Here is a 12,394-nt window from a genome sequence, read left to right as displayed (position 1 = left end):
TCCTTCGACAGACAGGTCAGCTGGGTACTGGCACTCTCACCTGTCGAGTGCCAATGGTGCAGCATTCACCGGAGATCCGTCCACCACGGTCGCGGTCGACGGTGTAATGGGTGTCACATCCACGCCCGGACGCAGCAGTCGCTGCCCGCCGAGCACCACCAGGAAGCCGATGCCGGCCGCCGCCAGGGTGAGCGCGAAACCGGCGCCCGAACCGCGCGCGTCGGTGAGCATTCCGGAGAAGGTCGAACCGAGTGCGAGGCCCAGGCCGATCGCGCCGGTGAGCCACGTGAACGCCTCGGTCTTGGCCTCGGCCGGGACCAGGGTGTCGACCAAAGTGAACCCGGTGATCAGCGTCGGTGCGATCGCCAGTCCGCACAGCAACGCGACGGGCACCATGATTCCCACGCTGGGGATGGCCCACAGCGGAGCGGTGCCCGTGGCCAGCAGGGCGAACGTCACGAGCATGCGACGGTGCGCCGGCCGCCGCCAGGCGATCGCGCCGTAGACCGCACCGGCGACCAGGCTGCCGCCCGCGAAGACCGCGTACAGCGCGCCGGCGAGGCCGGGCTTGCCGACCTCCTCGGCGAACGCGGTGACCGAGACCTGAACGGTCCCGAAGACCCCGCCGATGCATACGAAGGCCACCACGAGCAGCCGCACGCCGCCGATCCGCAGTGCGGACGCCCGCGGTGCGTCGCCGGCCGCCCGGACCACCCGGCGCGGCGCGGTGCCGCGTTGCAGCGCGAACAACAGCGAGCCGACCACGGTCAGCGCCGCCTCGACGATCAGCCCGGCGGCCGGATGCACGCCGGTGGCCAGGAAGGTGGCCACCACCGGGCCCACCACGAAGGTGAACTCGTCGGTCACCGACTCGAACGCGAACGCGGTCGGCAGCAGCGGCGAGCCATCCAGGTGGGCGGCCCAGCGGGCCCGCACCATGGAGCCGATCTGCGGCACCGTCGCGCCGGAGAGCACCGCGGTGCCGAACAGCAACCACAGTGGCGCGTCGGAGAGGGCGGCCACGATCAGCGCGGACACCGCCGCGCCGTGCAGCAGCGCGCCGGGGACGACCACCGCCGCCTGGCCGAAGCGGTCGGCGAGCCGACCGGTCTGCGGGCCGACGAAGGCGAGCGCGACGGCGGCGGCGGCGGAGACCGCGCCGGCCGTGCCGTACGAGCCGGTCGTGTGCTTGACCAACAGCACGATGCCCAGGCCGAGCATCGCGTAGGGCAGCCGCGCGATGAGCGCGGGTGCCAGGAATCGCCATGCGGACGGGGTCCGCAGCAGCGAGGAGTACGTGGAGATCATGCGCACCGCTCCCCGCGAACGGGTGCGGCGTTCCGATGCGTGGGCATCGTGGCTGTCGCTTCCTGCCACCTGGTGACGCACATGGGAAACCCCGGTGCGCCGAGAGCTGTCCTCGAAAGCGTCCACCGGGGTAGATACCGAAGTCGTGCTTCGGCCGCCGTGCGGTCACGACGCCAGCCCTGCGTCAGGCAGAGTCGGTGTGTGGAGGGGATCGGCGATCGAGGCGCCCGGAGGCGCCCCGATGGCAATCAACCACATGATCGTACCTCAGGTGTCGCCCTTGACGCCGAACCAGCCCGCGAGCTTGCCACCCCGGCTGACCGCGCGCAGCCGATCCTCGGCGTCGTCGCGCACCGTGTCGGTGGCCACCACGAGCAGGTCGTCCCCGCGGCGGAGCACGGTGGTCGGCTCGGGCACGAAGCTCGCGTCGTCGCGCACGATCAGGGTGACCGCGGCCCCGCGTGGCAGGCGCAGCTCGCCGACCTCGACGCCGTGCATGCGCGAGCCCGGCGGCACGCTGACCGACAGCAGGTGCCCTTGGAGCTTCTCCAGCGGTGCGGACTCCACGCCCAGGTCGGTGGGCTCGTTCTCGCCCGCGAAACCGGCCTTGCGGGCTATCCACGGCAGCGTCGGCCCCTGCACCAGGGTGAAGACCACCACCAGCACGAAGGTGATGTTGAACAGCCGCTGGGCGTCCGGGACGTCCTTCACGATCGGGATGGTCGCGAGCACGATCGGCACCGCTCCGCGCAGCCCCGCCCAGGACAGGATCAACTGTTCGCGCCACGGTATCCGGAACGGCGTCGTGGTCACGAGCACCGACAGCGGCCGGGCGACCAGCAGCAGGATGGTGCCGATCACCAGCGCCGGGACCACCGCGCCGGCCAACTCGTGTGGGGTGACCAGCAGTCCCAACAGCACGAACAGGCCGATCTGCGCGATCCAGCCGAGTCCCTCGGCGAAGCCGCGGGTGGCGGGGCCGTGCGGGAGTTGCGAGTTGCCCAGCACGAGTGCGGTCAGGTAGACCGCGAGGAACCCGCTGCCGTGGGCCAGCGCACCGCCGGAGTAGGCGAGCACGCACAGCGCCATCACCGCGATCGGGTACAGCCCGGACGCCGGCAGCGCGACGTGGCGCAGGCCGAACGCGCCGAGCCGACCCACCGCGAGGCCGACCGCCATGCCGATGGTCAACTCCATGCCGATCTCGCCGAGGATCGTGTACCACGGTTCGACGTGACCCACGTGGGCGAACGTGACCACCAGGATCACCACCGGGGCGTCGTTGAAGCCGGACTCGGCCTCCAGCAGACCGGTCAGCCGATGCGGCAGCGGCAGCTTGCGCAGCACCGAGAACACCGCGGCGGCGTCCGTGGAGGAGACGATCGCGCCCATCAGGATCGCGGTCGACCAGTCGACGTCCAGCACTATCCGAGTGGCCAACGCGGTGACCGCGACGCTCACTCCGACCCCTACGGTGGACAGCACCGCAGCCGCCGGCACCGACGGCTTGATCTCCTTCCAACTGGTCGCTATCCCGCCCTCGGCGAGGATTACTATCAGCGCGGCGTAGCCGAGCGTTTGGGTCAGTTCGGCGTTGTCGAAACCTATGCCGAGGCCGTCGTCCCCGATCAGGATCCCGAGTCCGAGGTAGAGCAGCAGGCTCGGCAGTCCGGTTCTGGTCGCCAGGCGCACCGCTATGACGGCGGACAGCATGACGATGGCACCCAGGAGCAGGACCTGGTTGAGCTCGGGCACGGACACGTGCGTCACCTCCGGCGGTCGTCGGTCCGGCCACCCCCCAGGCGGCCGCACGGAGTGCAGAACATGAAGGCAGGCGACGACGGGCAGAGCCGGCGACGCCGCGATGCGCAGGCAATCAGCGAGCCGTGGGAAGGGGGGCCCAGCCGCGCCGGCGAACCGGCGATGAATTACCTACGCCTGGCAAATATTTTACCAAAGCGAAGGATCCATACCCCAGAGGGGTCCCGTCTCGTACCCGTGGCTGTGATGCCGACGACGCTCGGCTTTTAAGGTGTCCCTTGCCGCACCGACCGCATAAGGACCTTGATGCCTCCCTCGAAGACGCCCGACCCGGAGCAGCCCCCCGGTGGCCAGGACGCCTCATCCTCCGGGTGGGACGACTGGCCCACGGGCGAGTGGCCCACATCGCAGTGGGCCGCGGCGGATCCGGTCGCGGCCCAGCGGCGCGCGGAAGAACGCGCGGAGCGTGAGCGCCGGGCCGCGCCCGAGCCGTACGGCGAATCCGAGCCGTACGCGCCGCAAGAGCCGTATGCCGCGCAAGGACCGTACGCACCGCAGGAGTCGCACCCCGCCCAGGAGCCCTACTCGCCCCCCGAGCCGTACGCGGAGCCGCCCGCTCCCGTCGCCATCCCCGCGCCCGCCGCGCCGCCCGCGCCGCGAGCCGCCGAGCCGCCACGGGTCGAACCCGAGCCCGCAGCCGCACCGCAGCCCGCATCCCGGCCCGCACCGGCGCCCGAGCCCGAGCCCGAGGCCGCGGCCGAGGCGCCCGCGCCCGGCGGCACCGCCAAGGTCAAGGAACGACCGACGACCCCCAAGGGACCGTCCAAGGCGTGGCGCCGATTCCGGTTGACGGCCATCGTCCTGGTCGTGGTGCTGGCCATCGCGATCGGCGGACTGGGCTGGTGGGGCTGGCAGTTGTCGCGCGACTCGTTCCCGCAGACGTCCGGCACGGTCCGGGTGCCGGGGCTGACCGGCAAGGTCGAGGTGGTGCGCGACGCCCAGGGCATCCCGCAGGTGTACGCCGACACGTCCGAGGACCTCTTCCGCGGGCAGGGCTACGTGCACGCCCAGGACCGGTTCTGGGAGATGGACGTGCGCCGGCACATGACCTCGGGCCGGCTGTCCGAGATGTTCGGCTCCGGGCAGGTGGACAACGACAAGTTCCTGCGCACGCTGGGCTGGCGCAAGGTGGCGGAGCAGGAGTACGCGGCGCTGCCGCCGGAGTCGCAGAAGTTCCTCCAGGCGTACTCCGAGGGGGTCAACGCCTACCTCAAGGACCACAAGGGCGCCGACGCCTCGTTCGAGTACGCGCTGCTCGGCGTCGTGCACGACGGCTACAAGGCCGAGCCGTGGACCCCGGTCGACTCGGTCGCCTGGCTCAAGGCGATGGCCTGGGACCTGCGCACCAACATGCAGGACGAGATCGACCGGGCGTTGTTGTCCGACAAGTTGACGGTCAACCAGATCGACGAGCTCTACCCGCCGTATCCGTACGAGGTGAACAAGCCGATCGTGCGCGCCGGCGAAATCGTCAAGGACCCCAAGGACGGCAAGACCGAGCGCTTCGTCCAGGACGCGCCGCCCGCGGTGCCCTCGAAGAGCGCGCAGAACGTGCTGGCCGGCCTGTCCGAGTCGCTGGCCAAGCTGCCCTCGCTGTTCAGCGAGAAGTCCTCCGGCGTCGGCTCCAACTCGTGGGTGGTCGCGGGCAGTCGCACCACCACCGGCAAGCCGCTGCTGGCCAACGACCCGCACCTGTCCCCGTCGTTGCCCTCGGTCTGGTACCAGATGGGCCTGCACTGTCGCACGGTCGGGCCGAAGTGCCAGTACGACGTCTCCGGCTACACGTTCTCCGGCATGCCGGGCGTGATCATCGGCCACAACCAGAAGATCTCGTGGGGCTTCACCAACCTCGGCGCCGACGTGACCGACCTGTACCTGGAGAAGGTCCAGGGCGACGGCGTGCTCTACAACAACAAGTACGAGCCGTTCACCGAGGTCCGGCAGGAGACGATCAAGGTGGCCGGCGGCGGCGATCGGCACATCACCGTGCGCAGCACCCGGCACGGGCCGATCCTGACCGACGCGTCCGACGAGTTGGAGGACGTCGGCAAGGACGCGCCGATCCCGGACCTGAGCCCGCAGCGCGAGGAGGGCTACGCGGTCGCGCTGCGCTGGACCGCGCTGGATCCGGGCACCTCGATGGACGCGCTCTTCCAGCTGAACAAGGCGCAGAACTGGAACGACTTCCGGGCCGCGCTGAAGAACTTCGACGCGCCGTCGCAGAACGCGATCTACGCGGACGTCGAAGGGCACATCGGCTACCAGGCGCCGGGCAAGATCCCGGTGCGCCGCACCGGTGACGGCCGCTGGCCGGTGTACGGGTGGGACGCCAAATACGACTGGGCCGGCACCATCCCGTTCGATTCGCTGCCGAACGTGTACGACCCGCCGGAGGGCTACATCGTCACCGCCAACAACGCGGTGACCACGCCGGCGTACCCGTACCTGCTGACCTCGGACTGGGGCTACGGTTCGCGCAGTCAGCGGATCGAGGAGATGATCACCAAGGCGCCGGGCAAGATCGATCCGGCGATGATGCAGAAGATGCAGGCCGACGACCTCAACCCGGTCGCGCAGTTGCTGGTGCCGTACCTGCTCGCGGTCCGGGTCGAGGATCCCTGGGTGCGCGAGGCACAGGACCTGCTCCGGGGCTGGGACATGCGCAACCGGGCCGACTCCAAGTCGGCCGCGTACTTCAACGCGGTGTGGCGCCAGGTGCTGATGCTGGCCTTCGGCGACAAGATGCCGTTCTCGGTCCGGGCCGACAACGACTGTGCGAGCAACTCGTCGAACACCCGCGTGCAGTGCGGCGATCGGGACGACTCGACCGCGCAACCCGACGGCGGCGACCGGTGGAACGAGGTGGCCCGCACGCTGCTGGCCAGCCCGGAGAGCCCGTGGTGGAACATCTCCAAGAACCCGGGCTCGATCACCACTCGCGACGGTCTGCTGCACAAGGCGATGACCGAGGCGAAGAAGGACCTCACCTCCCGGCTCGGCAAGGACATCGACACCTGGTCGTGGGGTCGGCTGCACACGCTGACGCTGCGCAACCAGACGCTGGGCACCGAGGGGCCGGGCCCGGTCAAGTACATGCTCAACCGCGGCCCGTACCGGATGTCCGGCGGTGAGGGCCTGGTCAACGCGACCGGGTGGAACGTCGCGCAGGGCTATGAGGTGACCACCGTGCCGTCGATGCGGATGGTGGTGGACCTGGCCAACCTGGACGAGTCCCGCTGGATCAACCTCACCGGCGCGTCCGGACACGTGTGGCACGACAACTACACCGACCAGACCGACCTGTGGCGCGAGGGCAAGACCCTGCAGTGGGCGTACACGCCCGCGGCGGTGGACAAGGCGGCCAAACACCGGCTGACCCTGGAGCCCGCAGGCCCCGCCGCGCCGGCCCCGGGCGGACCGTGACGGCGGCCCGCGGCGGTGCTACCGGGTGAACCGGTACACCGCCGCGGGCGTCACCGCGATGTCCACGGGCACGTCGTGCGGCTCGGCCGGCACCCGGTCGAGCACCTCGTCGTCGTAGAGCAGCACCACCGTCACGGCCGAGGCCGGCACCCGGGCCAGTGCCCGGTCGTAGGACCCGCCGCCACGCCCGAGCCGCCGTCCGCGGCGATCCACCGCGAGACCGGGCACCACCAGCACGTCCGCCGTACGCACACCCTCGACGCCCAGCCGCGGCCCGATCGGCTCGCGCAGCCCCCGGCCGGCCGGCACCAGCGACGCGGGCCCCTCGTACACCGCCCAGTCCAGGTCGTTGTCCGGCAACAACACCGGCAGCAGCACGCGCCGCGTCGACCCGGCGGCGAGATCCTCGGCCAGATCCCGGCCGCCCGGCTCCGAACCCACCGGCACGTAGGCCGCCACGGTCGCGGCCGCGGCCACCTCGGGGAGCGCGAGGAGCGCGTTGCGGAGCGCGCGACTCGCCGCGACACGCCGATCCGACCCCGTGTGTGACCGTGAGTGCATCAACTGTGACCTCAGCGTGGCCTTGTCGTTGAGGATGTCCTTCATGCTGTTCCCTGAATGACGTGTTTGGACGGGTTATCGAAGGAGTCCGCGCAATCGACACAGTTCGCGCCACCGCACCTGACCCGGACCCCGCATGGGCCTGACTTTCGAACGTCTTCTGATCATCCTGCTCGTCGGCGCGCTCTCGGTCGCGGTCGGCTCGCTGGCCGTTGCCGTGCGCCGGTTGCGCGCGATCGCCGGCAACGAGCTGCCCGAGCTGCGGCACGAGGTCACCCGACTGGAACTCAGCCGCGCCGAACTGGAGCGGCTGTCGGTGACCGACCCGCTGACCGGCGTGTGGAACTACCGCTACCTGCAACTCGTGCTGGATCGCGAGGTGATGCGCGCGACCCGGTTCGGCCGACCGCTCGGGCTGCTCATGCTGGACCTGGACCACTTTCGCGACGTCAACGAGCGACACGGCCATCAGGGCGCGGGTTCGGTGCTGCGCGAGGTGGCCCAGCGGCTGGCCCTGGAGATCCGCCAGGTGGACACCATCGCCCGCTACGGCGGCGAGGAGTTCGTGATCCTGCTGCCCGAGACCGACGCGTCCGGTGCGGCCAAGGTCGCCGAACGCCTGTGCTACGCGGTCCGGCGCGGCAGCTTCGGCGCGACGGCCGACCCGGTGCGGCTGACGATGGCGATCGGCCTGGCCGTACTGCCCGAGGACGGCACGCACGCCGCGACCCTGCTGCGGGCCGCGGACCGGGCGCTGGGTCGGGCCAAACGGGCGGGCGGCGACCGGTTCTGCGGCCCGGATCCGGCCGAGAGCGGACCACCGGCCGACAACAGGCCAATCGCCGGGCTTCCCGGGACCCCCGGTGATCTCACCCGTTAGTGTGCGGCCATGCCTCCGCGTCGCTCGTTCCACATCACGAAGGCCGTCGTACCCGCCGCAGGTCTCGGCACGCGCTTCCTGCCGGCGACGAAGGCGACGCCCAAGGAGATGTTGCCGGTCGTGGACACGCCGGCGATCCAGTACGTGGTCGAGGAGGCGGTCGCCGCCGGGCTGACCGACGTGCTGATGGTCACCGGGCGCAACAAGCGCCCGCTGGAGGACCACTTCGACCGCGCGTACGAACTCGAACACGCGTTGGCCGCCAAGGGCGACCTGGAGCGGCTCAAGCTCGTTCGCGAGTCGAGCGAGCTGGCCGCGATCCACTACGTCCGCCAGGGCGACCCGCGCGGCCTGGGACACGCCGTCTCGTGCGCCCGCCCGCACGTGGGCGACGAGCCGTTCGCGGTGCTGCTCGGCGACGACCTGATCGACCCGCGCGATCCGCTGCTGAGCACGATGTTGCGGGTGCGCCGCGAACTCGGCGGCAGCGTCGTCGCACTGATCGAGGTCGACCCGTCCCAGATCCACCTCTACGGCTGCGCGGCGGTCGAACCCCTCGCCGAGGGCGTCTCCGAGCCCGGCGTGGTGCGGGTGACCGATCTCGTGGAGAAGCCCGAACCCGGCAGCGCGCCCAGCAACTTCGCGGTGATCGGCCGCTACCTGCTCGACCCCTCGGTCTTCGACGTGCTCGAACACACGCCGCCGGGCCGGGGCGACGAGATCCAACTGACCGACGCGCTGCGGGTGCTCGCGGGTCGCGAGTCGGCCGAGGGCGGCACGGTGCACGGCGTGCTGTTCTCCGGCCGCCGGTACGACACGGGCGACCGGGCCGACTATCTGCGTGCCATCGTGAAGCTGGCATGCGAGCGTGATGATCTGGGACCCGAGTTCCGGGCCTGGCTGAGGCAGTACGTGAACGAGGAGATGCAAGCATGAAAAGCGTCGAGGACCACCTGACCGGGATCCTCGGGCGGATCGCACCGCTGGCCCCCCTCGAACTGCAACTGCTCGACGCGCACGGCAGCCTCCTGGTCGACGAGGTCGCCGCGACCGGCGACCTGCCACCGTTCGACAACTCGTCGATGGACGGATACGCGGTCCGCCTCGCGGACGTCGCCGACGCGGGCGAGCGCTATCCGGTGGTACTCGACGTGGTGGACGACATCGCCGCGGGCAACGCGCCCAAGACCGCGATCGGTTCCGGCACCTGCGCCCGGATCATGACCGGCGCGCCGCTGCCGGAGGGCGCCGAGGCGATCGTGCCGGTCGAGTGGACCGACGCGGGCATGCCGACGGTACGGATCACCAAGGCGCCGGAGAGCGGCCAGTACATCCGCCGCCGGGGCAGCGACGTCACCGCCGGGCAGACCGTCCTGGACGCGGGCAGCGCGATCGGCTCGGCGCAGGTCGGCCTGCTCGCCGCGATCGGCCGCGAGCGCATCCGGGTGCGGCCCAAGCCGCGCGTGGTGATCCTGTCCACCGGCAGCGAGCTGACCCAGCCCGGCCGGCCGATCGGCCCCGGCCAGATCCGCGACTCGAACAGCTACATGCTCACCGCCGCCGCACGCGAGGCGGGTGCCATCGCGTACCGGGTCGGCAACGTGCCCGACGACCCGAAGATCCTGATCGACACGATCGAGGACCAGCTGATCCGGGCGGATGTGGTGGTCACCACGGGCGGCGTCAGCGCGGGTGCCTACGACGTGGTCAAGGAGGTGCTCTCCGAGCTGGGCACGGTCGAGTTCGGCAAGGTCGCGATGCAGCCGGGGATGCCTCAGGGCTTCGGCGTGATCGGTCCGGACGAGACGCCGATCTTCACTCTCCCCGGCAATCCGGTCAGTGCGTTCGTGTCCTTCGAGGTGTTCGTGCGTCCGGCGCTGCTGCGGATGCAGGGCGCCGAGGTCACCGAGCGGCCGATCGTCCGGGCCGGCTGCTCGGCGGCGCTGAAGTCGCCCGAGGGCAAGCGCCAGTACCTGCGCGCCTGGTACACCCCGCCGCCCGCGGGGGTCGGCGAGGGCACCGTGGACCCGGTCGGCGGCACCGGCTCCCACCTGCTCGGCAGCCTGGCCAAGGCGAACGCGCTGATCACCCTTCCCGCCGACGTCACCGAGGTCGCCGAGGGCGCCGAGGTGTCCGTGATGCTGCTCGGCTGAGCGCCGCGAACCCCGTCCGGGCGGCCCCGTGCATGCGGGCCGCCCGGTTGTGCCTCTAACGTTGCCCCAGCACGACACACGGCAGTTCGTTGCAGACGGCAGTTCGATACACAGGGCGGTCCGACGCATCGGGCGGTTCGATACACACGGCACTTCGACGCCCCACCGCACGGGGGGCTCACCGTATGGGGTGGAAAGTTGACGCGCGGCGCCAAGAACCTCACGCACCTCGACGAGGCCGGCGCGGCCCGCATGGTGGACGTCACGGCCAAGCAGATCTCGGTCCGCACGGGCTCGGCCTCGGGCCGGGTGCTCGTGTCGCCGCGCGTGGTCGAACTCCTGCGGGGCGAGGGCATGCCCAAGGGTGACGCACTGGCCACGGCCCGGATCGCGGGCATCATGGCGGCCAAGCGCACGCCCGACCTGGTGCCGCTGTGCCACCCGATCGCGCTGCACGGCGTCGCGGTGGACCTGACGGTGCACGACGACGCGGTGGAGATCACCGCGACCGTGCGCACCGCGGACCGAACCGGCGTCGAGATGGAGGCGCTGACCGCGGTCTCCGTCGCGGCGCTCACGGTCGTGGACATGATCAAGGCAGTGGACCCGGGCGCGGTCATCACCGACGTGCGGGTCGAGCGGAAGACGGGCGGCGCCTCCGGGGACTGGGAACGGGACACCGGGGCAGCGACCACACAACGGGACGGAGGGCAAGTCTGATGCGAGCCATGGTGATCACCGTGTCCACGCGGGCGGCGGCAGGGACCTACGGGGACGAGAGCGGTCCGGTGATCGTGCGCGGGCTGCAGGCACTGGGCTTCGAGACGCGGGGCCCGCAGATCGTGCCCGACGGCGAGCCGGTCGGCCAAGCGCTGCGGGACGCGGTCGCGGGCCACTACGACGTGATCATCACCACCGGGGGGACCGGGCTCAACCCGTTCGACCAGACTCCGCAGATGACCAGCCGGGTGATCAGCTACGAGGTGCCGGGCATCGCCGAGGCGATCCGGATGGAGAACTTCGACAAGGTGCCGACCTCGATCCTGTCGCGCGGCATCGCCGGCGTCGCGATCACCCAGGACTCGCACTGGACCTACCGCAGCCTGATCGTCAACCTGCCCGGCTCGCCCGGCGGCGCCCAGGACGGCATCAACGTGCTGGCCAAGGTGCTGCCGCACGTGGTGTCCCAGCTCCAGGGCGGTGACCACCAGCAGGGCGGCGGGTTCGGCGGTGGCGGTGGCGGCGGCGGCTTCGGCGGCGGCGGGCAGCAGCCCGCGCCCGGAGGCGGCGGCTACCAGGGCGGCTTCGGTGGCGGGGGCGGCTACCAGGGCGGCGGCGCGGGCGGTGGGTTCCAGGGCGGCGGGGGCTACGGAGGGGCGCAGCAGCCGCCATGGGGCACGCACTGACCCGCGGGTGGCCGGTGGAGCTCACCGAGGGCCGGGTAACCCTGCGCCCGATCCGCGCCCGGGACGCGGTCGCCTGGCAGGAGGTGCACACCCGCAACCGCGAGTGGCTGCGCCGCTGGGAGGCGACCGTGCCGCCGGGCTCCGCGGCCGGTCGGCGGCCGACGTTCCGGCAGATGGTGCGCTTTCTGCGGGCCGAGGCGGGCGCCGGCCGGATGTTGCCGTTCGTGGTGTTGTACGACGGGCAGTTGGTCGGTCAGGTCACGGTCGCCGGGATCACCTGGGGTTCGATGTGCTCGGCGCACGTCGGCTACTGGGTGGACGAACGGGTCGCCGGGCTGGGCGTGATGCCCACGGCGGTCGCGCTCGCCGCCGACCACTGCTTCTTCCGGCTGGGCGTCCATCGCCTTGAGGTGTGCATCCGCCCGGAGAACCGGGCCAGTCGGCGGGTGGTGGACAAGCTGGGGTTCCGCGAGGAGTGCCTGCGCCCGCGCTACCTGCACATCGACGGCGACTGGCGCGACCACATCGCCTACGCGTTGAACGCCGAGGAGGTCCCCGAAGGTCTCCTGATGCGGTGGCGCGCCTACCGCGAGAGCCGGGGCTTCACCTGGTAGCGGAATCTCTTCGAGATCGATCCCGCCATATCGACACATCGATCTTGCGATTTCGCTACTCTCCCGGAGATATGAGCGGTGTCACCTCGGCAGACCCCGGCGCATCCCGGAGAACGGCTGCCCGAGGGGCCTCGGGGGCCACGGCGGCCCCGGGTATCTCGGGTGTCTCGGCCGTCTCGGGCGTCCTGGTTGCGCCGGTTGCTTCGGTTGTTTCGGCCGGGTCGGGCT

Annotated in this window: 10 protein-coding genes; 7 read left to right on the top strand and 3 right to left on the bottom strand. The window is 71.1% G+C overall.

The genetic code is table 11. The annotated features are described in order from the left end of the window. Nucleotides 1-36 precede the first annotated feature (36 nt). Together ACZOOI_RS11695 and ACZOOI_RS11690 are read right to left on the bottom strand one after the other, a co-directional pair. Entirely contained in the window at nucleotides 37-1,308 is a 1,272-nt protein-coding gene (locus ACZOOI_RS11695) for an MFS transporter (protein ID WP_465280588.1), read from the bottom strand. 267 nt (nucleotides 1,309-1,575) lie between these two features. After that, nucleotides 1,576-3,078, bottom strand: a complete 1,503-nt coding sequence (locus ACZOOI_RS11690; RefSeq protein ID WP_465280587.1) for a potassium/proton antiporter — start codon at nucleotides 3,076-3,078, stop codon at nucleotides 1,576-1,578. A 297-nt stretch (nucleotides 3,079-3,375) separates the two neighbouring features. On the opposite strand from ACZOOI_RS11690, the gene ACZOOI_RS11685 reads away from it, so the two are divergent. Further along, nucleotides 3,376-6,552 carry a penicillin acylase family protein gene (locus ACZOOI_RS11685; protein ID WP_465280586.1) on the top strand — a complete coding sequence of 1,059 codons (3,177 nt, stop codon included), beginning with the start codon at nucleotides 3,376-3,378 and terminating at the stop codon, nucleotides 6,550-6,552. An 18-nt stretch (nucleotides 6,553-6,570) separates the two neighbouring features. On the opposite strand, the gene ACZOOI_RS11680 is transcribed toward ACZOOI_RS11685, so the two are convergent. Further along, a complete protein-coding gene (locus tag ACZOOI_RS11680; RefSeq protein ID WP_465280585.1) occupies nucleotides 6,571-7,158 on the bottom strand; it encodes a 5-formyltetrahydrofolate cyclo-ligase in 588 nt (195 codons plus the stop codon). 91 nt (nucleotides 7,159-7,249) lie between these two features. Here ACZOOI_RS11680 and ACZOOI_RS11675 point away from each other — a divergent pair, with 91 nt between their 5' ends. The 6 genes from ACZOOI_RS11675 (at nucleotide 7,250) to ACZOOI_RS11650 (ending at nucleotide 12,166) form a co-directional block, all read left to right on the top strand. Continuing rightward, entirely contained in the window at nucleotides 7,250-7,993 is a 744-nt protein-coding gene (locus ACZOOI_RS11675; RefSeq protein WP_465280584.1) for a GGDEF domain-containing protein, read from the top strand. Nucleotides 7,994-8,002: 9 nt separating this feature from the next. Continuing rightward, on the top strand, nucleotides 8,003-8,929 hold the full coding sequence (locus tag ACZOOI_RS11670; RefSeq protein ID WP_465280583.1) for a UTP--glucose-1-phosphate uridylyltransferase: 927 nt from the start codon (nucleotides 8,003-8,005) through the stop codon (nucleotides 8,927-8,929). Next, nucleotides 8,926-10,146 carry a molybdotransferase-like divisome protein Glp gene (glp, locus tag ACZOOI_RS11665; protein ID WP_396008212.1) on the top strand — a complete coding sequence of 407 codons (1,221 nt, stop codon included), beginning with the start codon at nucleotides 8,926-8,928 and terminating at the stop codon, nucleotides 10,144-10,146. The genes ACZOOI_RS11670 and glp overlap by 4 nt, the downstream gene beginning before the upstream one ends. A gap of 252 nt (nucleotides 10,147-10,398) precedes the next feature. Further along, nucleotides 10,399-10,866, top strand: coding sequence for a cyclic pyranopterin monophosphate synthase MoaC (moaC, locus tag ACZOOI_RS11660; protein ID WP_396008357.1), 468 nt, complete (start codon nucleotides 10,399-10,401; stop codon nucleotides 10,864-10,866). Nucleotides 10,867-10,874: 8 nt separating this feature from the next. Continuing rightward, on the top strand, nucleotides 10,875-11,552 hold the full coding sequence (locus ACZOOI_RS11655; protein WP_465280582.1) for a MogA/MoaB family molybdenum cofactor biosynthesis protein: 678 nt from the start codon (nucleotides 10,875-10,877) through the stop codon (nucleotides 11,550-11,552). Continuing rightward, nucleotides 11,537-12,166 (top strand): GNAT family N-acetyltransferase, encoded by a 630-nt coding sequence (locus ACZOOI_RS11650; RefSeq protein ID WP_391588265.1) that lies wholly within the window; start codon nucleotides 11,537-11,539, stop codon nucleotides 12,164-12,166. The genes ACZOOI_RS11655 and ACZOOI_RS11650 overlap by 16 nt, the downstream gene beginning before the upstream one ends. Nucleotides 12,167-12,394 lie beyond the last annotated feature (228 nt).

Source organism: Embleya sp. L77, from assembly GCF_055557415.1.
The sequence above is the reverse complement of the archived record's forward strand: the minus strand, read 5'-3'. Positions and strand labels throughout refer to the sequence as shown.

Bases quoted from the DNA above. Each gene is read 5' to 3' on its own strand.
- ACZOOI_RS11695 (WP_465280588.1), bottom strand. From the start codon at position 1,308: ATGATCTCCACGTACTCCTCGCTGCTGCGGACCCCGTCCGCATGGCGA.
- ACZOOI_RS11685 (WP_465280586.1), top strand. From the start codon at position 3,376: ATGCCTCCCTCGAAGACGCCCGACCCGGAGCAGCCCCCCGGTGGCCAG.
- ACZOOI_RS11680 (WP_465280585.1), bottom strand. From the start codon at position 7,158: ATGAAGGACATCCTCAACGACAAGGCCACGCTGAGGTCACAGTTGATG.
- ACZOOI_RS11675 (WP_465280584.1), top strand. From the start codon at position 7,250: ATGGGCCTGACTTTCGAACGTCTTCTGATCATCCTGCTCGTCGGCGCG.
- ACZOOI_RS11670 (WP_465280583.1), top strand. From the start codon at position 8,003: ATGCCTCCGCGTCGCTCGTTCCACATCACGAAGGCCGTCGTACCCGCC.
- glp (WP_396008212.1), top strand. From the start codon at position 8,926: ATGAAAAGCGTCGAGGACCACCTGACCGGGATCCTCGGGCGGATCGCA.
- moaC (WP_396008357.1), top strand. From the start codon at position 10,399: ATGGTGGACGTCACGGCCAAGCAGATCTCGGTCCGCACGGGCTCGGCC.
- ACZOOI_RS11655 (WP_465280582.1), top strand. From the start codon at position 10,875: ATGGTGATCACCGTGTCCACGCGGGCGGCGGCAGGGACCTACGGGGAC.
- ACZOOI_RS11650 (WP_391588265.1), top strand. From the start codon at position 11,537: ATGGGGCACGCACTGACCCGCGGGTGGCCGGTGGAGCTCACCGAGGGC.